The following is a 24,976-nucleotide window of genomic DNA, read 5'->3' on the forward strand; positions in this document are numbered from 1 at the left end:
CGTTTGTATCAATACCCCTAACCCGCTAAATATTAGATACAAAGCTTTTCCTTTTGTGTTGCTCGAAGACTTTAAAGGCTTACACATATTGCCCGACGTGGCGAATTTTCTGCATGATACGTTACTTTGGCAACCGGCGACCCACACTTAACAATCATTAAGTAAAGAGGCAAAAACCTGCTCTTGCGATAGTGAAATGCTCACTTGCTTTTAATTTAACAGCTTAATTAGAAATGCGAATTGCTATCCAAAATTGATACTACTTATCTCATGACTATAAGTAATGGCTTTAGATACTGTTTCCTCCTCTTAAGATAGTTCCTCAGTATTTTGTTTAGAATATCGATTGATATTGAAAGTAATGCTTTAGTTATGAAATGCTCACATTTAAATAATCGTTAGCGAATGAAGGCATTAACGGTCGCTAAACAAGTGGCAATTATAGAACTTAAAACCTTCTACATAGTTGTTACTAAATTGCAGTGTTTGTTCAAAGTGAAAAGAATGTAATTAATTATGGTTTCTGCCTTACTAATTATTAAAAGTGAAGGTGCAACTATGCTATAAGTAATGGTTGTTGCATAATCGCCTGCCGCCTTTCCTAGTAATTGCTTTGTATTTTCAGCTGATATAGCAAAGCGGACATTCAGTTGTTTGTCAATAACGGGCATCGCTCCAGATAATAGTTTTTGAGGAGTGGCTGATAGTGTTATTGCATTAAAACTCCTTTTAACATCTGGCGTAGGCGAAAGTGTGATTAAGCCAACCGGGATTGTACTACCACCCATTGAAAGTGTATTATTGCTGGCTTTAACATAGACATCAAATGGCGTTGTTTTGCTTATAGCGAGATGATTTGGAATATCTATATAGATGCCGTTTATGTAATCATTTGCAAACTTGTAACTTAGATCTACAGTAGATTGATTAACTTTCAGTTCTGTTAAATCTTTAACTACGATGTTCAGCGGCATGTTGTAAGTTAGTGCTGTTACACTTGGAGTCGTCTGAGCATCGGCTACATTTTTAGATAGCATTGTTGAGTAGGTGCCTTGTTGCAAAAAACTATTTTCAAGTTTAAGGCACTTACCGAAAATTTTTGAGTAAAAGTTTGTTTATTTCCGACAGTAACTGCTAGACCGGTACCAGATGTTAAACGTTGTTGGCTGGTATTCAAATAAACCGGTGCTCCGGAAAGAGGACTGAAGAATTGAGCAGCAACTAAACCAATTGCTGCTCCGGGATCGGCAGCACCAGCATAGCCAGCGTTATAAGACAATTTACTTAAATTACTTTTTACGTTGGTATGTAAAGGCACTGTGGTAGCTGTAGCTAAGTTAAGGTTGGGATGGTAATACCATTATTACTTAAAATAGCAGATGATGCACCGATAGAAATAGTAGGCAATGCACCAACCACGGGTGCTGAATAATCAACAGATGAGTTATCGGTTGTAAGTATGGAAGACGAGATGTTTGATTGGTTGATATTAAAAATTAACTGGCCGTGGGACTTAACGCTCATTAACACGATTGAAATAAAACAAACACTAATAGTTTGAATTAAACGCTTTGCAAAATCTAGCCTAACACTCATTGATATTTTTTTAATACCTTACTTAGTGTAACTATCAGCGAGATGAACGAAAATTGAGCTTAAAGGTTATAGCAGAACAGCATATGTATAAAATGAACAGAAGTGATAGCCACGTCTCATTTTTATTAGATAACAAAATTTTTAAACTTCAATAGACGCAATATATCGTGGTTTGATAAAAGTATATATATATATATATATATATATTGATTCAGGCCAACAAACTCGTTAATCAGTCTTTAAATACTTAAATAGTTTTGGTTAGTTATATTGCTCCCCCTATTTTTATAAACCAGTTGCATCATACTGATTATTACAGGTCGTCAATAAACTTAATTTCCATAATCTTATGCTCAAAGTCATCTGCTGGTACTAGCGCTTTAGATTTCACACGGACTTTGTAGGTATACACAGTGCTGACGCTATAATTGAGTATCTTGGCGATTGTTTCAGAATCGGTAACGCCCAGCCGTATTAAAGCAAAAATACGAAGCGTTGCATTAAGTGCTTCCCCTTTTTTAGGCCATACCTGATCCTCTTTTTTTAACAATGCATTAAAAGATAAGATGAAGTTGGGAAAGATGGTTAAAAAAACCTTGTCAAGAGTATCGTAAAATCGGTCTTTTTCCTTTCCAATTTGAACGTCGTTGAGGATAGCACTAGCTTCGTTATATTTACCTAATTTAATATTATGCTGGGTTTTTCGGGTAACCCTGTCAAGTGTTTCGATATATGTTGAACACGTTTTAAAAAACAAGCCGATAAGACCTTCTTTTATTCTTGACGATTCCCATAGCTTTCCGTTGACTTTTTCCAACTCGCTGTTTTTTTCTTTAATTGTTCGCTCGTTGGCTTTAATATGTAATATTTGTTTCCGGTAAATAATTAGCAAAAAGAAAAGAACAACTGCCACTATTACGAAAACCAAAAAGCCAATCAGTATTTTGTCTTTTTCATGTTGTTTTTCATCTATCAATTTACTTGCAATAAGCGGTAAAATAGACTCTATTTGGATTGCACGATTTCTGGTACCATAAAATTTGGCGTTTTTTATTGCCTGCTGCATTAGAATATAGGCATCATTAGTTCTGTTAAGTTTAAACAGCTCTTGCCCTAATAAAAAAATGGCGAGTGTCTCTTTTGTCGAGGAACGAATGTCATTGATAGCGGCAAGCGCCAGGAAAAGAATTCGATCCTCTCCAGTATATGCATAGCTAACCCGCGTGGCAACCATCGCAATGCCGTGTTCAGGAAGACGCTGGCCTACAATAAAATTATAAAAGAAGTCGGGCGTTAAGTTTTTATTTTTTTTTGATGCAGGTAAAAATGCAAGATTAATGGTCTTTTCAAAGTCGCTGATAGGTGTAGCCAGTTCAGCGTTTTTGAAATCAAGTTCCGATTGTTTATAGTAAATTTTGGAAAAATATGCGTCGTTATTATATTCAGCTGCTCCGATATACAACCGAGCCCGCAAATTAAAATAATCAGTTTTTAATTTATCTGTTAAATTAGTAGTATCAACTTTTTTTACTGCATCAAACGCTTCCTTATAATATCCTGAATTTAATAAAATGCTTCCCATTAAAATTTGACTGCTTGTTTGAAAGTCTTTTTTTCCAAATTGTTCAGAAGCGGTGATCATCCTTTTAACATAGGTAAATGCAGAATCGAATCTAAAAGAACGGTACTCTTCAAATATCTGTGATAATAGGTAATATTGAGTTTCAAAGTTTGCGTTTTTCGTATGCAGCAGATGGTTGCGTAGCTGGTTTATCTTAACTTCTTTTTTAAGGTCATAGGCTTTTTCTTTTTTGAGCTCCGCCTTTAAAACAGACAGGATACTATCTGTTTTGTTATTTTGTGAATAAGCAAAGAAGCTCGCTAGCAACAACACATTCACTAAAAATATTTTAATTCTCATTATCTATCAGCTGCAATAATATAGGCAAAATGGAGTGTAAAGCTGTGGTGGTTAGCCAATACTTTATCAACGCAATATAAGTCATTCACTTTAAACGTTGCATTAACATTTGACCGTTTTTCTGGATATGCTATAGAACTTAATCACTATATATTTACAATTATAGTACTGTTTCAGCAGGATTTTGTGGCTTTTAAACGCTAAATAATACAATTCAAGTTTAGATTATTTATACGGAAATTATATTCAATAACATAATAATCAACTACTTACACATTACACTGGCTAGATTTTACATAGATTGCTATCCAGCTTAGTCTACTTCTATCCTTTCAAGCTTTATTTTGGCCAACCAATTAAAGCGCCATATTAATGGCGTTCGCCCCACCAGGAAATCGACTGCAGCGACGAATGGGAAAGGCGGTTTTTCAAACCAATTAAACCATAAATTATGCAAGTAAAATTTTTACGCTTGTTAAGTTGTCTTATCTTACTTTTCGCCTGTGCAATTTCTGCTTTTGCTCAAAACAGAACTGTCAGCGGAAGAGTAATTGATTCTGCTACTACAGAACCGCTCGTTGGCGCTAGCGTTGGCGTAGTGGGGTCAAGTATTGGAACTACAACTGATATTAACGGATCCTTTCAACTAACGGTACCTAATACCGTCAACCAACTTAGGTTCTCTTATATTAACTACAACACCCAAACCATTTCTATTCCTGGTTCGAACAATTTAGTTGTAAAACTGACCACGAACAACAAATTACTTAATGACGTAGTGGTAGTAAGCGTTGGTTATGGCACTCTGGATAAAAGAGAGGTATCAAGCGCTATAACACACGTTGGCGGAGGAGAGTTACAAACGGTAGCAAGCAATAGTCCGTTACAAGCTTTACAAGGCAAAGTTGCCGGACTAACGATAACGAATACCGCAACAGGCGACCCCAACTCCACTCCTTCAGTACAGTTAAGAGGTGTTTCTTCCAGAAATGCAGGTTTAGGACCACTTTACATTGTGAACGGTGTAATTTTAACTAGCGACAACATTGATAACATCAATCAAAATGATATTGAATCGATAGACGTGCTTAAGGGCGGTGCTGCATCTGCTATTTACGGTACACGAGGTGGTAACGGCGTAATCATCATAACTACTAAAAAAGGCACAAGCGACCAGCGTTTATTTTATGATGGTTATACCAGCTTCGATTACATCACCAACAAATATAACTTGCTTTCGAGAGATGCCTATGTGCAAAACAGGGTGACCAACGTTACCAAAAACCCAGGGCTAGACCGCGGCGGCAACACCGATTGGTTAAAAGAGGTAAGTAAGTCGCCGGCATTTGGGCAAAAACACACAGTACAGTTATCGGGCGGTTCAAAGGGTGCCAATTACTTTGCCTCGGGTGATTACAGAAATGCCAATGGTATTGATCTTAGAGCCAATAAGGAAGAGTACGGTGCGCGTGTTAATGTAAATTTTAATTCTAAGGACGACGTCTATTCAGCTTCGATATCAGCCGCACCGCGTTATGCATATGCCCGCAGGGCGGATTACAGTGGGTTTAACAATGCACTTACACTAAACCCCACCTATTCCATATATGGAGAAAATGGCCAATATAATTATATAAATACCGGCTTTTTTTCAAATAACCCGGTTGAAAATGCAAAGATGATCAGAGATGAGCAGGAAATAAAGAAACTGGATATCAGCGGGACATTTAAAGTAAATATTTTGAAAAATTTAAATACTATGGCTACGGTATCTGAATCAAGCTCATCTTTCAAAAATTTATATTTCAGCCCCTCTACACTTTCCACTATCGTTTATAATAACCCAGATAAAAAAAGAAACTTTGGACGGCAGGAACAGGTTGAAAACGATGTTAAAAACTTTGAGTGGACAGCAAATTACGCGTTGAATTTTCGGAAGCACAATATAAAATTGTTGGGTGGCTACTCTTATTCGATGTATAGTTATGAGCAATTCAGGGCACAAAATTATGACATTCCGTTTGATGCTTTTTTATGGAATAACTTATACTCTGGTGCGTATAATGGCGGAGGTGTGGGCCAAGGGCAAGATGCCGTTGCATCTACAAAAAACACCTCAACACTCATTTCATTTTTTGGCAGGGTAAATTATGATTTTAATAACAAGTACATTTTTACAGCCAGCTTAAGGCACGAAGGATCATCTAAATTTGGCATCGGCAATAAATGGGGTAACTTCCCTGCTGCTTCGGCTGCATGGCGCGTTACCGAAGAATCATTTCTGAAAAATAAAGTATCATGGTTGAATGATTTGAAATTAAGGGTTGACTATGGTATTACCGGTAACCAAGATTTTGGAAACTACCTATCCTTACTTTTATACGGGGCCTACGGCTTTTTTCCTTATGAAGGTACATCATATCAGGTATATGGGCCTTCACAAAACGCAAATCCCGACCTAAAATGGGAGAAGGCTATCAATTTTAATGCAGGTGTTGATTTTGAATTGTTTAATGGCAAACTTTCCGGCTCAGTAAATTATTATGTAAGAACTAATAAAGATCTGCTTGGTCTTTACGACGTTCCTTTACCACCTAACGCGCAAAGTCAAACTTATACAAACGTAGGAACACTGAAAAACTCGGGCATTGAAGTACAGCTATACTCTTCTTTGATTAAAAAGAAAAACTTTAGTTATAACATCACCTTTGCTGGCGCTTATAATGATAACAAGTTCGTATCTTTTTCAAACGATTTATACAAAGGAACTGATTACCGAGAAGTGGCCGGTCTGCCGGCTCCAGGCTCTCCAGGTAACATACAACGTTTGCAGGAAGGTAAACGCATTGGCTCGTTCTATATGTATAAAAATGCCGGTGTTGATGCTGACGGTAACTTGTTAGTGTACAGAAAAGATGGAAGTATAGTACCGGCTAATCAGGCAAATACTACTGATTATCAATTTGTGGGTAATGGCCTACCCAAATTTACAGCTTCATTGGGTAATACCTTTACTTACCGCAATTTTGATCTCAGTGTATTTTTGCGAGGCAATTTTGGTTATCAAGTGTTTAATACTGCCGCATTCTATATAGGAACGCCTGCAACACAAGGAGATGCAAATGTACTTACTACTGCTTATGATAGCAAAAGCAAATATTCAAAGCTTACCAATACCTTATCTATTCCTTCTGATTATTTTTTAGAGAACGGATCTTTTGTGAAGATTGATAATGTAACCTTGGGTTATACACATAAAGTCAACTCAAAATTCATTCATGGAATAAGACTTTATGCTGCCGGAAGAAACCTTCATACGTTTAAAGCCCTAAGTGTAGGTGATCCTGACTTAATACAAGTAAATGGGCTTACGCCAGGGGTGCAAACTGATGGTAACGGTAACGGAACTTTAAACTATTATCCGTCAACATTACAAGTTATTGTGGGTGCTCAAGTTACCTTTTAATCAATATCTATCAACATGAAAAAATATTTAAGATCTATAAAAGTTAAGGCCGGGGCACTTATTGCATTTATGGCACTGACAAACAGTTGTACAAAGCTTGATGAACAGGTTTATGACAAGGTGGCCGAAAGTAACTTTTTACAACGCCGCGACGATGTAATCCGCGATTTTCTTCGTCCTTTTGAGCACGCGTATTGGAGCATACAAGGTAACGACGTTTTTGCTGTCAATGAAGATAGTTCGGATGAATTTGGTACTTATAACCGGCAGGGCGACTGGCAGGACGGCGGCTATTATGCACGTATGCACTATCATACCTGGACCATAAACGATGGTTTTACCAGTGGAGCTTGGACAGCGTTTTACCAAGGCATTGTGTTAGCCACAAACTCTCTTCAGGATATGGAAAGTATCCAAGATCCAGCAAAACTAAATTTAACGCCGGCAGAATTGGCTGATTTTAAAGCAGAACTCAGAACACTACGTGCCTGGTTTCATTTACGTGCTTTAGATTTTTATCGCAACATAGAAGTCATAAAAGAGGTTAAGAATATTACGCAAGGCAGTAAGCAGGTTTCACCTCAAGAGGCATTTAACTTCATAGAAACTGAGTTGCGGGAATCAATTGCTGATTTGCCAACCCGCGCAACACTTATTAAGCCCGAAAACCCTGAGATCAGTACTATTGGCCGATGGACTAAAGCCGGTGCTGCGGCATTACTAGCCCGTTTGTACTTAAATTCAAAAGTTTACACCGGGGTAGATAAATTTGCAGACTGCGCAGTAATTTGCCAAGAAATTATTGACGGTAAATATGGCAATTATCAACTCGACACGCGATGGGACGCGCCATTTGATTACACCAATACTCAACCCAATTCCGAAGTTATCTATGGATTTCCATCAAGTTTAACCCGTACACACTGGCAGTATGATGGTGGTATGTATTTTTGGGGAATGACTTATGACGCCGCCCCATTATACTGCGGCTTTACCGACTTTGGCCAGTCAAATCCCAGATATGCCTTGCAGCCGGGCCGGGATGTAGATAGCGTTGAGTACAGCCATAAGCTTGGAAAACCATTTGTGAAGTTTCAAAAATATCCTGATGATGTTCGTTTAAAACTTTACAAGAATCTGGGCAACAGTAAACGTGAAGGAATGTTCTTATATGGATACCTGCCGTTTGTGCGCACAGTTAACGGCGTATCACGCCCAGATACCGTTAGAGGTAACAAGGGTAATTATCCTTTATTTATCCGTGATCAGGTAGGTATGTTTCTAGGAACAAAACCTGGTAACAAGATAGCAGATAAAGTGTCGAACATGGACCATGCCGATCATAATTCAGGAATTTTTATGGTTAAGTATCCTGTGTACCCTAGCACAGACGCCAACAGAATTACCTCGGCCTATGCAGAAATTCGTCTTTCTGAAGTTTACTACATGCTTGCGGAGTGTAGATACAGAGCGGGCGACAGGGCTGGCGCCGCAACCCTATTGAATACAGTAAGAAAAAGGAACTACCCGGAAGGTTCGTTAAGTTTATACAGACCAGATGGCAGCCAGCTTGATGATCAGGAAATGCTGGATGAATGGGGCCGCGAGTTTTTAGGCGAAAACAGACGCCGGACAGACCTTATACGCTGGGGTGTTTTCAACACCGGAACCTGGTGGGATAAGAAACCTGATGGCGATAAGCATACAGAGATATTCCCAATCGGCCGATCTATCATGAACGCAAACCCGCAACTGGTACAAAATCCAGGATATTAAAAAGAATTACCTACCGCACCGAAATGAAATGGCATTTCAGTGCGGTAGGTTTTTGTACAAAATCATAAGTATTACCTAAACCTTGTTACAATTATTTACCCATCCATTAAATCACTATCAATTATTTATGACAGTATCGCTCAGGTATCATCTATCTTTCTTGTTCTTAATTATTTGTACCGCCGTTGAGGCTAGGCCGGTACCTGTAAGCCGGTCCGGACTGGTTGGCAATGCTATCGCCGAGTTTATTCCGGTTGGCTTTGATATTTCTAAAACACCTTCCCTTATACTCCAAAAAGAACCTCAAATCAAAAGTTCGGTTCCGGCAGACTGGGGTATTGTGCCTGAGTTTTCCGTAAACGATGGTAAGGCAAGTGCAGTTGTCCGTTTAAAAGGTGATGTAAGCCTGTACGGAGGTGGAGAAGTGACTGGTCCGCTACTAAGAAACGGACAAACCATAAAATTATGGAATACTGATAATGGTGCCTATGGCACCGACAACGGAAAACGTTTATACCAAACTCATCCCTGGGTTTTGGGCGTACGTAAAGACGGGACGGCCTTTGGCGTATTGTTCGACAGTTCATGGAAAGCTGAGCTGACCACCAACTCAGACAAGATAGAATATAATGCAGAGGGCGGCGCATTGTTTCGGGTGTTTGTCATTAACCGCAAATCGCCACAAGAAGTTTTGAAAGGCTTGGCCGAATTAACCGGCACTATGGCGATGCCACCAAGATGGGCCTTAGGTTACCACCAGTGCCGATTTTCATATGGAACAGAAGAAAAGGTTCGATCTATTGCCAACACCTTTCGCGAAAAAAATATTCCCTGCGACGCCATTTGGATGGACATAGATTACATGGAGGGATATCGTGTTTTTACATTTAATAACAAAAACTTCCCCAACCCTAAAAAGCTGAACGATGATTTGCATCAAAAAGGCTTTAAATCAGTATACATGATTGATCCGGGCGTTAAAGTGGACAAGAATTACTGGGTTTACCAGTCGGGTACGGCCAATGATGTTTGGGTGAAACAGCCCGACGGCAAAGAATACCATGGGAAAGTTTGGCCTGGCGACTGTGCCTTTCCTGATTTTACCATGCCACGCACCCGCAAGTGGTGGTCTGGCTTGTATAAAGATTTTGTGAGTACCGGAATTGATGGTATTTGGAACGACATGAATGAGCCTGCCGTTAACGACAACGAATTAGCAGCAGATTTACGTTTGGGTACCATGCCATATAATACACCGCATCGTGGTGGCGGAAATTTGCCAGCCGGCAATCACCTGCTTTACCATAACGCCTACGGACGCTTTATGGTTGAAGCATCCAGAAATGGTATATTAGCTGTAAATCCAGAAAAACGCCCGTTCATTTTAACCAGGGCCAATTTGTTGGGCGGACAACGTTATGCCGCAACCTGGACCGGCGACAACCTGGCCGATCCAAGATTTATGAAAGTATCTGTTCCAATGTCAATTACACTTGGTTTATCAGGACAACCGTTCAGCGGACCTGATATTGGTGGTTTTTTAGAGAACACTAGTGGCGAGCTATGGGCACAATGGATTGGGTTTGGTACATTACTACCCTTTGCCAGAGGACATGCCTGTGCCGGCACCAACGATAAAGAACCTTGGGCATTTGGCCCAGAGATTGAAAACACATCTCGTATTGCATTGGAGCGACGCTACCGCTTGCTACCTTACCTTTATACATTATTTTATAAAGCTCATACCACAGGATTACCCATCATGTCTCCGGTGTTTTTTGCTGATTTAAAAGATGCACGCCTAAGAAGTGAAGAGCAGGCTTTTATGTTAGGAAGTAACTTACTGGTGGTTCCGGCCTTTGCTAAAAATCCGGCGTTACCTACGGGCATTTGGGAAAATTTGCACTTAATTAACGGAGAAGAAACGGACGCATACCAAGCTAAACTGTTAATTAAAGGCGGTAGTATTATTCCTGCTGGCAAAGTTATCCAAAACACTGAGGAAAAATCTTTAGACAAACTGACACTCTATGTTTGCCTTGACAGTAAAGGTCAAGCCAACGGTGAATTATATTGGGATGCGGGTGATGGAAGGGGTTTTAATAAAGGGAATAACGCCACGTTAAAATTTCATGCGGCCACACAAAACGGCGCTACAAAAATTAGCCTAGCATCTCAGTCTGGAAAATATCCGGTTAATAACGAAATCAAGCAAATTAACGCCGTAATTGTTAAAAACGGCAAAGCATATTATGGGTCTGGAAATTTGAAGACTGGTGTGATAATAAAATCTTACTAATATAACATGCCATCAATGGCATGTTAATTCTGCAATCAATGAAGTATGCAAGACGAAATCGCTTACGTTTTCACCTTAGTTGTTGAAGCAGGCATATAATCAATATGAAAAAGCAATCACAAACCTAAGTGATTGCTTTTTTAGTTAAAACTACTTAATCGCTTTTATTAACTAATTAAATGCACTTGAAGTTATTTGATCTTGTAGCTTCTAATCAGACGTTTAACATCGGTTTATAAAAATCGCCTGGTCAACTACCTTCTCTTTCTAAACCAATGATGATTTCATGGCCTATTTGCTCTAAATAATCAATACTGAGTAAATAATAAACAAGTTCCTGAAGTTTAGCTGTAATGTTGGACTGAAAAACAGAATTTATTTTAAGCTGACTAACAATATCGGACCGTTTAATAGCCGAACGGCACCTATTATTTGTCAAAGCCTTCTATCTCAAGACACTTGCCCGCACAAAATTTTGTTTAAAAGTTTGATGAAATGCTACCTGCTTGCTGCTGGTGTAGCTCAGGTCTGTTACAGAATAGATATATTTATGTGGCCATGCGGGAACACCTTTTGCGTATTGTTTAAGAATTGAAGAATGTTGGTTGTAATTTATAATTACCGATTGTCCGGTTACGTCTATAATCGAATTATCCTGCTGTACGCTGCTCATTCCAATAAAAAAAAGGTTTAGGTTATTAATATTGTTTTTATACAAATTGTGATTATAATAATTGTCTATCACAAATTTATATTTTACTCTACCAAACAATAAGTACAACCAATTACCTATTGCCAAGTTATTGTAGAAGCTTTTACAATGAATTAAAAAACTCTTCGGTATCTTAACAGCAATAAATAATATCACAAAAAATGGCAATAAACCTGCAAAAAGGCCAGCGAATAAATATCGGCTTGCAAAAAATCAGTGTTGGATTAGGGTGGAACCCTAATGAAGGAACGGGTTATGATTTCGATTTGGATGCATCAGCAATTATGATCGATACTAACCGTATTATACCTGCCGAAGATTTCTTTATTTTTTATGGAAATACCGATTCACCTGATGGCGCCTTGCACCACTCTGGCGACGATCCAACTGGCGGCAACAGCGCCGGAGGCGACGATGAGACCATTTCTGTTGACCTATCCTTAGTTGACCCAAGGGTAATTGAAATTCTCTTTGTGGTAACCATCCATGACGCCATTGTGCGTAAACAAAACTATGGGCAGGTAAGAGATTCGTATATCAGGATTGTTGATGACTCGAATGGTACAGAAATCGCCAAATACGAACTAGGTGAAGACTTTTCAATTGAGACGGGTATCGAGTTTGGCCGTTTATATAAAAAAGACGGCAGTTGGAAATTTGAGGCTTCAGGTATTGGTTATCGTGAAGATCTTGCTTTCTTCCTGAGTAAATATTTCAAAGGTCAAATTATCAAATAACCAGATCATGGCAATCAGCTTAATTAAAGGCCAAACTATTGACCTGCGCAAAAACGATAAAGGGGAAGAATTTGACTTAACCACAGTAACTTTGGGACTTGGCTGGGATGTAAGGCAAAAAAGCAACGGCTTTTTAGGTAAGCTATTTGGTGGAGGCCAGGAAGAAGAGTACGACCTTGATGCCATAGCCTTTTTACTGGATGCCAATGGCAAGGTAGCTAACCTTGGCCGTAAGGTTACCGCCACTAACGGTCGTCAAGTTAACCTATATGAAGGAGACGTGATATTTTTTAACTCAATGAACCACCCATCGGGGCATATATGGCTAACGGGCGATAACCGCACCGGCGCAGGAGACGGCGATGACGAACAAATTATTGTGAAATTGAACTCGCTTGATCAAAAGTATCAAAACATCCTTTTTTTAGTGAGCATATATCAGGGAAAAGCAAACAATCAGCATTTTGGAATGGTTGAAAATGCATTTATCAGGGCAATTGACAGCAAGGGTAAGGAAATTGCTCGCTACAGCCTTTCGGGCGACAGCACCTTTAACGGTATGTGCTCTATGACCTTTGCCGAACTATACCGTAAAGATGGTTCGTGGAAATTCAGGGCTATTGGTGAGCCTCATTCAACCGACAACTTTGTTGAACTGTTAAAGAAATACATCAAGTAATTAAGATTCAAAGCCTGTTTACTTTAATTGCAAAGTGTACAAGCTTTACTATTTTCAATGATAAGAAAGGTTTCGGTACATCTTTTTTAGATACTTTAGGCCTGCTGAACATTCGACCTGGAAAACACTCAAAATGGTATGATTAGGCGATCGTTACACCGAGTATCCGTCACATACAAAACGTCGGTGTCATGAAAATATAAAGAGATGCCACTATCTATATGCGCAGGCTCGTAGTGGATAAACTATACAGCATGCTTTTCAAAAGTAGGTTCATACCCTACAGCGATGCCATTCAGGGCCTTAAGCCTTCCAAATTGAATCTTCAATTTTCCTAGTTGCCGGCCAGGAAAGTTGAAGATTCTAGCGGACATGATTGCATTGTCCATATGACCAATTGGTCAAAGTAAGAGAATTGAACATGATAAATTTCTCCTGAAACGCCTGCGCCATAGCCGCAGCATATTCAACCGCATTTCCAACCCTCACGTAATTACTCCGCAATGATCTTACCTCTCATGCTGCCATAATGGTTCGGAAAGAGGCAAATGAAATCATAATAGCCCTTATTTTTGATAACGAATGTGATCTGCGCACTTTCTCCAGGCCCTACCAGCGGCGTATGTGCAATTACTGAATCTTTCATGGCTGGCGGTATATAGCCCCGATCACGGAACCTCATGCCATCACTGGCAAATTTTGTAATGTCTGTACCGGTTTTCAGCAAAGTAAAATTATGCCCCATCGAATTTTTTGGCATCTTGCCAATGTTAGTGAGTTTCAAGCTGATTTTTTCTCCTGCTTTAACTTTGAACAAAGTATCACTGTATTGCATGCGGTCATTAGCGGTCAGTACAATCCGGTTGTTCACCGGTTCCGATTCAATGGCCGGGTTGTTATGGGTCGCAATAGCTGTAGGCTTGTCGGTCGCTTTGGCCAGCCTGCCGGTATCAGCAGTGGATCCACGTGTGTTTTTGTCGCCTCCGTTATCGCATGCGGAGAACAAAAGGCCACCTATAATTATCGTAAATAAATATTTCATACATTTTTTTTACAAAATTGAAATAAAGCATACAGGTTAAAAATGATGAAGGTCAAGTGAAAATGTGATTTGCATTGCTTGCCGGGCAGAAAGTAAATGCAATGCCTGCAGTGGCAAATCTGCGGGCAGCAATCAAAACCAAAGCTCTAGATACGCTTGCCGTCATGAAGTTGTGAGGTTTAACCTGCCCAAGAGCGTTGCCGAGAAACAAGCAGAGTTACATGCAGAACAAATAAGAAGCAAATTCATTTCATTCTTACTATAATATTGTAAAACTTAAAGCAGCTTATCATCGTAAAAATTACTCTGCAAGCGAAAAAACATACGATTACAGATGCAGTACCTGACAAGGATTGAACTCAGTAACATTTTTTTAAATTTTTGAATTAATTGGTTTTAAAGTCTGTAAAGAAGATCAAAACTCTATTAATTGATTATAATCAGGATGTGAATGAAAATGCTTGTCGTACTAAACCATTATTGATTATATTACTGAGAGTGTTTACTTCGGATGAAAAATGGAATATTAAAGCGGAATAATGTGCATATAGAAGGGAACAATAACAGCCCTTACACGATGGTTTTTGCACATGGATTTGGCTGTGATCAAACCGCTTGGGATGGGGTGAAATCCTTATTTACTAACAACTACAAGCTAGTTTTATTTGACAATGCCGGTGCCGGCAAAGCACACCAGATGGCACACTTTTTTGTTAAATATCAGTCACTAGAAGGGTATGTATTAGACTTTCTGAAGATTGCTGAAACCCTCGATTTAAAGGATATTATTTTTGTAGGCCATTCTGTTAGCGCAATGGTTGGTCTTTTAGCCTCACTCCATGCACCTAACCTGTTCTCAAAACTTGTTTTAATTGGTGCGTCACCCAGGTACCTAAACGATGACGGTTACTTTGGTGGTTTTAGCCAAAAAGCTTTGAACTCACTTTATATGCAAATGACTAACGGCTATCTCCAATGGGCAAGCGGGTTCTCCAAAATTACCATGGCTAATGACGATAATCCCGATCTTGCATCCAGCTTTTCGAAAAGCTTAAGCGCTTTAAGACCAGATATTGCATTGCAGGTTGCTAAATCTATTTTTGAATCTGACTTCCGCGATATTTTACCCCAAATTAATCACGAGGTACTGCTGGTTCGATCGGAGACGGACATCGTAGTACCAGAGTCTGTATCTATTTATCTTAATGAGCAAATTAAAAACAGCTCACTGGTAACGGTCAATGCCGAAGGCCACTTCCCACATATGAGCGCACCTTTAGAGATAGCTAAAGTGATTCAGGAATTCATCAGCTAAACATAGCACTGAATATAAGGTAAGTTTTATTCTTGTCGTTGTTACTAGTACTCGTTATAAGCTAACCAGTCTGTAAAAACTAAATATATGGCGTTTTAACAAACGCCTGTCTCGTCCTCTAAAATACAATGCAGTTTTAAGAGCGCCATTCGTCAATATTTTCAGAATATGAATTACCTATAAAATGGTAACCGGTATTCAAACACAACTTACCGCCTATAGCACACAAATACCAGACGGTACTTCCTGAATTTTAGTTAATAAATAATTACTATAAATGGAATATACTTTGATCACTGGCGTATCTGAGCGATCGGTGAAACGATGGCTTCTGGATTGGCAGTAAAAAATCAATTTGGTGTTGTAGCACGTAGCGTCAAGATAAAGCAAACTGTACCTGGATCTTACTGGCAAACACTAAACAGACATTAGGTTCATTGCATCAAAATTGTCAAAGCTGGAGGCTTCCCAGCAACTATTTAATGAAACACGAAAGCATGAGTTGAAAATTAGAATGCGATCAATAACGCCAGCATTGGTTCTGTTCTTAAAATTAATTTATACACCTTCACAGCACACACTCAGTACTAAATACTCTGAAAAAGGCTGTTTTAATAAGCAATAGGTATAAAAAAAGGTTATCAGAATTAACCGATAACCTAAGTTTATTGGGGTAAGTAATCGGGCTCGAACCGACGACCCTCAGAACCACAATCTGATGCTCTAACCAACTGAGCTATACCTACCGTGTTTGGAGACTGCAAAGGTAGAAATATCTTCACTTCTTGCAAATCCTTTTTAAAAAAAATTAAAATTCTTTTGGGTTGCCTCTAATTGCATAATATTGCTGCCTGATTTATGATTGAGATTTTTACAGACGGCGCTTCAAGCGGCAACCCTGGTCCGGGTGGATATGGCGTAGTATTACGATCGGGAAAGCATTATAAAGAGTTATCTGAAGGTTTTCGCAAAACCACCAATAACCGCATGGAACTACTGGCTGTTATTAAAGGCTTAGAAGCTTTGAAAACTCCTAATCAACAAGTCACTATCTATTCCGATTCAAAATATGTGGTTGATGCCATTGAGAAGCGTTGGGTACATGGCTGGCTACAAAAAGGATTTGCCGGGAAAAAGAATAAAGATCTTTGGTTACGCTATCTTCAGATAAGCAAACTGCATAACATCCGTTTTGTATGGGTTAAAGGCCACGCCGGTCATCCTGAAAACGAACGTTGCGACCGCCTGGCCGTAGCGGCCTCTCAACAACGAGAATTGCTGATAGATTCTGTTTTTGAGGTTGAGAATCAAAAATAGAATTTACTGTGATATTGCTAAACTTGCTATTGAATAGTGACTTTATTTTTTAAAGTACGGTTAATGATTTCTGGCGAAAAGCAGGCTAACATCTCTTCGGCTTTTTTCCCAATTGCTCTAAGCAGTGACTATCGCCGTTTGCCAGTGCTGCAAAAAAACCTAGAACTCACCTTTGGTATATAAAAGTCCGCTTACTATTTAATTTTAAACTGCCCTAATGTCTTTACTCCCTGCATTGGTGTAATTCACACAAAACACAATCATTTTAATTCTATCACTTCCAAATCATGTATTTTACCCTCGGAAATACTAAACCTCATTAGTGTTTTAACTTTATGCCAACCTTGTTTTCCAGCAGCTCCGGGGTTTAGATGCAAGCAATTGATCTTTTTATCGAAAATCACTTTCAAAATATGAGAGTGACCGCTGATAAATAAACCAGGAGGGTTAATGTAGATAGTACGTTTCACCGCCGGACTATATTTATCTGGATAACCGCCAATATGCGTCATCCAAACATCTAAGCCTTCACAGGTAAACCGCAAGTTTTCGGGATAGATTTGTCGTAGTTCCTTACCATCAATATTTCCGTAAACACCTTTTAACGGTTTAAAGGCTGCTAATCTGTCGGCCAGTTCAACCGTTCCGAAATCACCGGCATGCCATATCTCATCACAGCTGTCAAAGTATTCAAAAACAGCATCGTCTAAATAGCCATGAGTATCGGAAATGAGGCCAATACGGGTCATATAAGTAATAGATATAGGGTGAATATATATATTAATGACAGCTTACACTAAAATATTGTAAAATACTCTTTCAGCAATTGCTGATAGTCTTCACTATATTGTTTAGGTGCATCGTAAATTACAAAACGTTGAATGACGGGTTCTGTTTGATGAGTCCCAAAGACCAGTATCTGACGATGCGCTTCATCATGTGGATAAGAATGGATGTTGATGATCTGCTGTACACTTAAATTATATTGACTGGCAATAAGCCTGACTGCCGCTGCTGTATTTATAGGTAATATCATCCACAATCTGCCGTCAACATGCAGGTGCTTGGCGGATTGGCTAATCAGCTCTTCAAAAAAATCAACATCTGCATGTTTTGCCAGTGCTTTTCCAGCCCCGGGAGATTGAAGTGAATGGATGTAAAACGGCGGGTTAGAAACAATCAGGTCATATTTTCTGTCGGGATAACAATCAAAGTAATCTTGAAAGCTATCGGAAAATAGCGTAAGCCTTTCGGTATACGGCGACTGCTCAAAGTTTCCAGTTGCTGTAACAGCCGCAGATGCGTCCAACTCAACAGCGTCAATTTTAGCATCAGCAAAGCGCTGAGCCAGCATTAATGCGATAACGCCCGTACCGGTACCGATATCGAGTATACAAGATGAAGCTTTTGCTTGTGCCAATGCTCCAAGCAACACGCCATCCGTATTAATTTTCATGGCGCAGCCCTGTTGGTTTACGTTAAACTGCTTAAAGCGAAATACGCCGGACATAGCTAGCTTTGGTAGAATTCCAACGGGAGCCCGTCTGGATCGGCAAAAAAAGTAAATTGTTTGCCGGTATGTTCGTCAACCCTTACTGGTTCGGGTTGTACGCCGCACTGTTGCAAATACTCAACTGCTTCAACAACATCGTCCACCTCAAAAGCTAAATGGCGTAAGCCAGCAGCCTCTGGTCGTGATGGTCGAACAGGAGGATTGGGAAAAGAGAAAAGCTCGATCTGGTATTGCCCAGCAACCCCCAGATCAAGCTTGTATGAATTACGCTCGGCCCGGTACACTTCCTGCACTACTTTTAAACCTAATATTTCGGTGTAAAAGTGCTTTGACTTTTGATAGTCGGAGCAAATGATGGCAATGTGGTGTACCCGGTTAAGCTTTAACATTTATTCGCCCAAAGTAACGTGCAACACGTTATCATAAACTAATTTAATATCGGTGATATGACCAAACAGCGCTTCATCAACATTCAAGAAGCCATTGGTAACGGTACCTAGTAAGGTATAATCTACATCGCCGCTGGTAGCCATCATTTCTACAAAACGGTCCTGATCTTCGGGCGCAACACTTACCACTACCCTTCCCTGCGCTTCGCCGAACAAGAATGCATCTTTACGAATGTCGCTGTCAGTGGCAATATCGAACCCTAAGCCTAATGGCATAGCAGCCTCGAGCAAAGCAATGTATAAACCACCATCAGCCACATCATGAGCAGATTGAATAGCTTTGTGCTTAATCAGTTCTTTAACAACTTGCTGCATATTATACTCTTTCTCCAAGTCGAAGTATGGTGCCGGAGACGCTTGTATTTTATGGTATGATGCTAAGTACTGTGAAGAAGCTATATCATTTTGCGACTCGCCAATCAGGTAAATAAAATCGCCTGGTTGTTTAAAGTCCGCGGTCATCATGTTATCAATATTATCCAGCACACCCAGCATACCGATAGTTGGCGTTGGGAATACCGGACCTTCGTCTGACGACTGGTTGTAGAAACTTACGTTACCACCGGTAACAGGGGTTTCAAACTTACGGCAAGCTTCGCCCATACCTTTAATAGCGCCCACAAACTGCCAGAAAACTTCGGGTATGTAAGGGTTACCAAAGTTTAAGCAGTTGGTAATAGCCACCGGTTCGCCACCTGCACAGGTAATATTACGTGCTGCCTCGGCTACTGCAATAGCACAACCTTTTTGCGGATCGGCATTTACGTAGCGTGAGTTACAATCTACTGTTAAAGCAATAGCTTTATCGGTACCTTTTACAGCCACAACCGCAGCGTCACATGGACGGTTGGTAGTCATATTTGCCGTACCCACCATAGAATCATACTGGTTGGTTACCCAACGTTTTGACGCTATGTTAGGATGCGAAATTAAGTGCTCGGCAACATCTTTTAAATCCTCCGGAACAGGTACGCTGTTGATGTCGAATTTTTGATACTCTTGGTAGTAAGCCGGCTCGCGGTATTCGCGCTCATAAACCGGCGCGCCGCCACCTAACACTAAATCGTCGGCAGGTACATCGGCTACCAGCTCACCGTGCATATAGTATTCTAAGCGCTTGGTATCTGTAACCTCTCCTATTTGCACGCAGTTCAAATCCCATTTGTCAAATACTGCCTCTACATCAGCTTCACGGCCTTTGTGTACCACAATCAGCATACGCTCCTGTGACTCGGAAAGCAATATTTCAAAAGGTTTCATATTGGCTTGACGGGTTGGCACTTTGTCCAGATCAATGCGCATACCATGCTCGCCTTTGGCCGACATTTCGGAGTTAGAGCAAATAATGCCGGCTGCACCCATATCCTGCATACCTACAACAGCACCAGTTTGAATAACTTCAAGTGTGGCTTCCAGCAGCAGTTTTTCCTGGAACGGATCACCAACCTGAACGGCCGGTAAATCATTAACGGAATCTTCTGTGATATCTTTAGATGCAAACGCTGCTCCGTGTATACCATCTTTACCAGTAGACGAACCCACAATATAAACCGGGTTGCCCACGCCGTAAGAGGTGGCCGAAACCATATCACCCTCCTTTAATATACCGGCCGACATAGCATTCACCAACGGGTTTACATTATAGCATTCATCAAAGAATAATTCGCCGCCTACGGTTGGTATACCAAAAGCATTACCATAATCGCCTATACCTTTTACAACACCTTTAATTAACCATTTGGTACGGTCCAAACTTAAATCGCCAAACCGTAAAGAGTTTAACTGTGCTATAGGGCGTGCACCCATCGTGAAAATATCACGGTTGATACCGCCTACACCTGTTGCTGCACCCTGATAAGGCTCCAGCGCTGAAGGGTGGTTATGTGATTCTATTTTGAAAGCACAACCAATGCCATCGCCTAAATCTACTACGCCAGCATTTTCCTCACCGGCTTTAGCCAGCATACGAGAACCATCACGAGGTAAAGTTTTAAGCCATTTGATGGAGTTTTTGTAAGAGCAGTGTTCGCTCCACATTACCGAGAATATTGAAAGTTCGGTAAAATTAGGCGTACGCCCTAGTATCTCTATAATACGTTCAAATTCTTCGGGAAGCAGGCCTAAATCTTTGGCAGTTTCAACGGTGGTTAATTCTTGTTGCTCCAATGTTTTGCTTTTTTATGGATGAATGCCCAAAATTAGAAAAATGCCTTAAAACAGAGGGATAAATATTGATATTTAACTATGAAAGGGCTTTGCAGCATAGCAAGTAGTGCATACTGAGTTTAACTCATTACATTTATTATATATTGCAGTGCCGTATGATTACCCTTAGTTTGCCAGTTTACACACCAGCTAATTCATTGAAAAATTGGGTACCATCATTAACCTACGATATAATTCTAAACGACACTTCCATCATTGAAGAAATCAATCTGCGGTCAGGAGATACTGATTTTTTAAAGATGTACGGTGGTCAGGTTGGGTACAGAATTGATCAAGCATTTTGGAACATGGGTTATGCCACGAAAGCCTGTATATTGCTTAAACCCAGTGCTATTCAAAATGGATTTTCCTGTTTATGGATAACCTATAATCCTGAAAATATAGGCTCAAGGCGAGTATGTGAGAAAATAGGCGCAACATTTATCGAAATTGTAGACTTGCCTGTTGACTCAGATATGTACAAAAGAGGCGAAAGTGCCGTTACCAGTGGGTATTAACAGATACAACATCTAGCCAATAGTATTCACTTCGATATATAAATAAGAAAAGCGCTTTAAATAGCGCTTTTCTTATTTGTAATTTAATTTTGATATTTTATTGTTCAGTTAACTGAAATACAATAGGTACTGTAAACTTAACCCGTACAGGACGGCCGTTTTGTATACCTGGTTTCCAAGCCGGTGCCTTTTTAAGCACACGCAAAGCTTCATTATCCAGTTCGGGCGACACTCCTTTTAATACGGTTATATCTGTAAGCGAACCATCCTTTTCAACTACAAAACTTATAATTACACGGCCTTGAGCTTCGGTTGATGGATAGCGTAATGTTCTTTGTAAAAATTTACTCCAGGCTGCTGTGCCGCCAATTGGTTCTGGCAAAGCATCCAAAAGCCCTACTTCAACAGGCGCAGTACCAGTACCAGCATCTATACCCTCTTTACCACCATCAACACCCGGCCCTGTTTGTGTAACGTTTTGCGGAGCTGTTCCTTCTCCTTTAACCGTTTGAGGGCCAATTGCTGTTCTTTCCAGTTCACTCATTTTAGGTGGATCTACTGCTTCAGGTCCATTAGTGACAACTGGCGGAATCCATTTAGTCATAGGCACTTTCATTGCTGGTGGTGTTGACGCAACAGGTTTAGTGTGAGTTTGTGGAAGTGGTTTAAGTTTAGCTTCAATAGGCTTTTCTTTTATTGGTAAAATTTTTGGAATTGGAATATCTGGAATAATTTGCACAATCGGATCATTCGGCACAACATCATGCTTTGTCGCTAATGTTATTGTAATAAACGCAGTTGTAAAACCTAATACGGTGATGGCCAGCGCCCTCATCATATAATCACCGGAATGGCTTCGTAATTCATAAGCACCATAACTTTTGTTACGATCAGCAAATACAAGGTCGAGCCACTCGCGCTTGTACAAATCAAATTTGGAGATAAGCATAATGGTTAAAATTTAGTTTGTCATTTAATAGCTTAGACTAAACTTTATTGCTTGGTTTAAACAATAATGATTAAAAATATTATTATTGCGCTTTTAATATTTTTAGATATAAAATATTTATATCTCTTTAACAATAAGCGTTTTTACTTGTGATTTTAATCACACTACAATACATAAATAGTTTAAGTGTTATATTAAGGTTAAATGGCAGTATAAATCTTAACTTATTTATATTTTTGCAACGTTTTTTTAACTAAACCACATAAAAAACATGGCAAACATCCGATTTCAGGCCCTGCAAACGGTTTCGACCCGTACTATACAAGAGGTAAATTTTCCTTCTAACAAAATTTCGGACTATTATGGTGCAAATGTTTTCGATAAAAAGAAAATGCGTGAGTATATATCTAAAGAAGCTTACGACAGCATTGTAAATTCTATTGAGTATGGCCAACCAATTGGCCGCGACACGGCAGAACAAATTGCATCAGCCATGAAAGCATGGTCTATCAGCAAGGGTGCTACACATTATACACACTGGTTTCAACCGCTTACCGGCACCACTGCCGAAAAGCATGACGCTTTTTTTGAGCCCACTGTTGACGGCTCTATAGAAAAATTCAGCGGAAATGCGCTAGCTCAGCAAGAACCAGATGCATCCAGCTTTCCGAACGGCGGGATCCGCAATACCTTTGAGGCACGAGGCTATACCGCTTGGGATCCATCGTCACCGGCGTTCATCATGGGGCGTACATTATGTATTCCAACCGTGTTTGTTTCTTACACAGGCGAGGCGTTAGATTATAAAGTGCCATTATTAAAAGCGCTTAACGCTTTAGACAAAGCCGCTGTTGACGTTTGCCAGTATTTTGATAAAAGTATTGAGAGAGTAAATGCATCATTAGGTATTGAACAAGAGTACTTTTTGGTAGACTTAGCGTTATTTAATGCCCGACCCGATTTATACCTGACTGGTCGTACCTTATTCGGGCACATGTCTGCCAAAAACCAACAACTGGAAGACCACTATTTCGGTTCAATTCCAAGCCGCGTATATGCATTTATGCAGGATTTTGAAACCGAAGCTCTATTATTAGGCATACCGCTTAAAACCCGCCATAACGAGGTTGCTCCATCGCAATTTGAGTGTGCTCCTATCTACGAAGAAATTAATTTGGCGATTGACCACAACCAGCTGCTGATGGACATTATGGACCGGGTTGCAAAACGTCATAATTTTAAAGTACTGTTACATGAAAAGCCCTATGCAGGCGTAAACGGATCGGGTAAACATAATAACTGGTCGATGATAACCAATACCGGCAAAAACCTATTATCGCCGGGCAAAACGCCAAAGAACAACTTAATGTTCCTAACGTTTTTTGTAAATACGATTAAAGCCGTCCATGAGCATGCAGATTTATTGCGTGCATCTATTGCATCCGTAAACAACGATCACCGACTTGGGGCTAATGAAGCGCCTCCGGCTATCATTTCAATCTTTTTAGGCAGCCAGTTAAGCGAAGTATTAGATGAAATCGAAACTTCGCGCATAAACCGTAAGGCTAAAGAAGAAGCTTTGCTGTGGCAGGGCATCCCAAAAATTCCGCAAATATTAAAAGATAATACCGACCGCAACCGCACCTCTCCTTTTGCTTTTACCGGCAACAAGTTTGAATTGCGTGCTGTTGGTTCTTCAGCCAATTCGGCTAACCCCATGACTATCTTGAACATGATTGTGGCCGATCAATTGCGTAAATTTAAGATAGATGTAGACAAGCTGCTGAAAAAAGGCGAAAAGAAAGATGTGGCCTTGTTGACCGTTATTAAACGCTACATTAAAGAATCAAAAGCCATCCGTTTTGAAGGTAATGGCTACGGCGACGAATGGCAGAAAGAGGCCGAGACCAGAGGCTTATCCAACATTAAAACTACACCCAAAGCACTTGATGTATTGATAACCGAAAAAACCGAATCGCTATTTGAATCGACTGGTGTATTCACCCGCCGCGAAGCCCATGCACGCCATGAGATATTGCTGGAAGAATTTTATAAAAAACTTCAGATTGAGGCTCGTGTTATTGGCGAATTAGTGAATAGTGTAATCATCCCAACGGCCATTGCCTATCAAAGCAAACTAGTTGAAAATGTGAAAGGTCTTAAAGAAATTGGCTTACCCGAAAACACTTATGAAACACAATTGGGCATTATCACCAAACTTTCTGAACACATAAACTTCATTAAAAACAATACCGATCAAATGGTAGAGGCTCGTAAAAAAGCGAATGTTATTGAAGATGTACGCGAACGTGCCATTGCTTATGACGAGACGGTGAAAAGCTTCTTTGAGCCAATCCGTTACCACGTAGACAAATTGGAACAATTGATTGATGATGAACTATGGCCATTGCCTAAGTTCAGAGAGTTATTATTTTTTAAATAAAAACAACCTATAACAAAAATGCCACCGCTTTTGCGGTGG

20 protein-coding genes and 1 tRNA gene are annotated in these 24,976 nt (G+C 40.0%); 9 read left to right on the plus strand and 12 right to left on the minus strand.

Annotation, left to right across the window (positions count from 1 at the left end):
* Window positions 1–458 precede the first annotated feature (458 nt).
* The 4 genes from GPM24_RS07045 to susR form a co-directional block, all read right to left on the minus strand.
* A complete protein-coding gene (locus GPM24_RS07045; protein ID WP_158826070.1) occupies window positions 459–1,037 on the minus strand; it encodes a hypothetical protein in 579 nt (192 codons plus the stop codon).
* A complete protein-coding gene (locus GPM24_RS07050) occupies window positions 1,019–1,279 on the minus strand; it encodes a hypothetical protein (protein ID WP_158826071.1) in 261 nt (86 codons plus the stop codon). The genes GPM24_RS07045 and GPM24_RS07050 overlap by 19 nt, the downstream gene beginning before the upstream one ends.
* Window positions 1,280–1,332: 53 nt before the next feature.
* Window positions 1,333–1,524: a hypothetical protein gene (locus tag GPM24_RS07055; protein ID WP_158826072.1), complete on the minus strand. Its 192-nt coding sequence runs from the start codon at window positions 1,522–1,524 to the stop codon at window positions 1,333–1,335.
* A 385-nt stretch (window positions 1,525–1,909) separates the two neighbouring features.
* Window positions 1,910–3,517 (minus strand): SusR family glycan utilization regulator, encoded by a 1,608-nt coding sequence (susR, locus tag GPM24_RS07060; RefSeq protein ID WP_158826073.1) that lies wholly within the window; start codon window positions 3,515–3,517, stop codon window positions 1,910–1,912.
* Between the two features lie 451 nt (window positions 3,518–3,968).
* On the opposite strand from susR, the gene GPM24_RS07065 reads away from it, so the two are divergent.
* The 3 genes from GPM24_RS07065 to GPM24_RS07075 all read left to right on the plus strand — a co-directional run bounded on the left by GPM24_RS07065 (window position 3,969) and on the right by GPM24_RS07075 (window position 11,058).
* Window positions 3,969–6,983, plus strand: a complete 3,015-nt coding sequence (locus GPM24_RS07065; protein WP_158826074.1) for a SusC/RagA family TonB-linked outer membrane protein — start codon at window positions 3,969–3,971, stop codon at window positions 6,981–6,983.
* Window positions 6,984–6,998: 15 nt separating this feature from the next.
* Entirely contained in the window at window positions 6,999–8,759 is a 1,761-nt protein-coding gene (locus tag GPM24_RS07070; protein WP_158826075.1) for a RagB/SusD family nutrient uptake outer membrane protein, read from the plus strand.
* 127 nt (window positions 8,760–8,886) lie between these two features.
* A complete protein-coding gene (locus tag GPM24_RS07075; protein ID WP_158826076.1) occupies window positions 8,887–11,058 on the plus strand; it encodes a TIM-barrel domain-containing protein in 2,172 nt (723 codons plus the stop codon).
* 445 nt (window positions 11,059–11,503) lie between these two features.
* Here the strand turns inward: GPM24_RS07075 and GPM24_RS07080 are convergent, their stop codons facing one another.
* On the minus strand, window positions 11,504–11,731 hold the full coding sequence (locus GPM24_RS07080; protein WP_158826077.1) for a hypothetical protein: 228 nt from the start codon (window positions 11,729–11,731) through the stop codon (window positions 11,504–11,506).
* A gap of 200 nt (window positions 11,732–11,931) precedes the next feature.
* On the opposite strand from GPM24_RS07080, the gene GPM24_RS07085 reads away from it, so the two are divergent.
* Both GPM24_RS07085 and GPM24_RS07090 read left to right on the plus strand, forming a co-directional pair.
* Window positions 11,932–12,507: a TerD family protein gene (locus tag GPM24_RS07085; RefSeq protein WP_158826078.1), complete on the plus strand. Its 576-nt coding sequence runs from the start codon at window positions 11,932–11,934 to the stop codon at window positions 12,505–12,507.
* A 7-nt stretch (window positions 12,508–12,514) separates the two neighbouring features.
* A complete protein-coding gene (locus GPM24_RS07090; RefSeq protein ID WP_158826079.1) occupies window positions 12,515–13,186 on the plus strand; it encodes a TerD family protein in 672 nt (223 codons plus the stop codon).
* Window positions 13,187–13,679: 493 nt separating this feature from the next.
* On the opposite strand, the gene GPM24_RS22195 is transcribed toward GPM24_RS07090, so the two are convergent.
* Entirely contained in the window at window positions 13,680–14,228 is a 549-nt protein-coding gene (locus GPM24_RS22195; RefSeq protein WP_158826080.1) for a plastocyanin/azurin family copper-binding protein, read from the minus strand.
* A 511-nt stretch (window positions 14,229–14,739) separates the two neighbouring features.
* Between GPM24_RS22195 and GPM24_RS07100 the strand changes: the two genes are divergently transcribed.
* Window positions 14,740–15,543, plus strand: a complete 804-nt coding sequence (locus tag GPM24_RS07100) for an alpha/beta fold hydrolase (protein ID WP_158826081.1) — start codon at window positions 14,740–14,742, stop codon at window positions 15,541–15,543.
* Between the two features lie 669 nt (window positions 15,544–16,212).
* Here GPM24_RS07100 and GPM24_RS07105 read toward each other — a convergent pair.
* Window positions 16,213–16,289 (minus strand) — tRNA-His (locus GPM24_RS07105).
* 112 nt (window positions 16,290–16,401) lie between these two features.
* Here GPM24_RS07105 and rnhA point away from each other — a divergent pair.
* Window positions 16,402–16,860: a ribonuclease HI gene (gene rnhA / locus GPM24_RS07110; protein ID WP_158826082.1), complete on the plus strand. Its 459-nt coding sequence runs from the start codon at window positions 16,402–16,404 to the stop codon at window positions 16,858–16,860.
* A 260-nt stretch (window positions 16,861–17,120) separates the two neighbouring features.
* On the opposite strand, the gene GPM24_RS07115 is transcribed toward rnhA, so the two are convergent.
* Genes GPM24_RS07115 through purL form a run of 4 tightly spaced genes read right to left on the minus strand, consistent with a single transcriptional unit; the run spans window position 17,121 to window position 20,988 of the window.
* Complete coding sequence (locus GPM24_RS07115) at window positions 17,121–17,609, minus strand: metallophosphoesterase family protein (protein WP_158826083.1); 489 nt, start codon at window positions 17,607–17,609, stop codon at window positions 17,121–17,123.
* A gap of 47 nt (window positions 17,610–17,656) precedes the next feature.
* The gene (locus GPM24_RS07120; protein WP_158826084.1) at window positions 17,657–18,370 is read right to left on the minus strand and encodes a tRNA1(Val) (adenine(37)-N6)-methyltransferase; all 714 of its coding nucleotides are present in this window, start codon (window positions 18,368–18,370) and stop codon (window positions 17,657–17,659) included.
* A gap of 2 nt (window positions 18,371–18,372) precedes the next feature.
* Entirely contained in the window at window positions 18,373–18,762 is a 390-nt protein-coding gene (gene gloA2, locus GPM24_RS07125) for an SMU1112c/YaeR family gloxylase I-like metalloprotein (RefSeq protein WP_158826085.1), read from the minus strand.
* A complete protein-coding gene (purL, locus tag GPM24_RS07130; protein WP_158826086.1) occupies window positions 18,763–20,988 on the minus strand; it encodes a phosphoribosylformylglycinamidine synthase subunit PurL in 2,226 nt (741 codons plus the stop codon). It abuts the gene before it with no gap.
* A 155-nt stretch (window positions 20,989–21,143) separates the two neighbouring features.
* Between purL and GPM24_RS07135 the strand changes: the two genes are divergently transcribed.
* Window positions 21,144–21,545: a GNAT family N-acetyltransferase gene (locus tag GPM24_RS07135; RefSeq protein ID WP_158826087.1), complete on the plus strand. Its 402-nt coding sequence runs from the start codon at window positions 21,144–21,146 to the stop codon at window positions 21,543–21,545.
* A gap of 97 nt (window positions 21,546–21,642) precedes the next feature.
* Here the strand turns inward: GPM24_RS07135 and GPM24_RS07140 are convergent, their stop codons facing one another.
* Complete coding sequence (locus GPM24_RS07140) at window positions 21,643–22,494, minus strand: energy transducer TonB (protein WP_158826088.1); 852 nt, start codon at window positions 22,492–22,494, stop codon at window positions 21,643–21,645.
* A 271-nt stretch (window positions 22,495–22,765) separates the two neighbouring features.
* On the opposite strand from GPM24_RS07140, the gene GPM24_RS07145 reads away from it, so the two are divergent.
* Window positions 22,766–24,937, plus strand: coding sequence for a glutamine synthetase III family protein (locus tag GPM24_RS07145; RefSeq protein WP_158826089.1), 2,172 nt, complete (start codon window positions 22,766–22,768; stop codon window positions 24,935–24,937).
* The last annotated feature ends 39 nt before the right edge of the window (window positions 24,938–24,976 follow it).

The organism is Mucilaginibacter lacusdianchii (assembly GCF_009770985.1).
Classification (GTDB): Bacteria; Bacteroidota; Bacteroidia; order Sphingobacteriales; family Sphingobacteriaceae; genus Mucilaginibacter; species Mucilaginibacter lacusdianchii.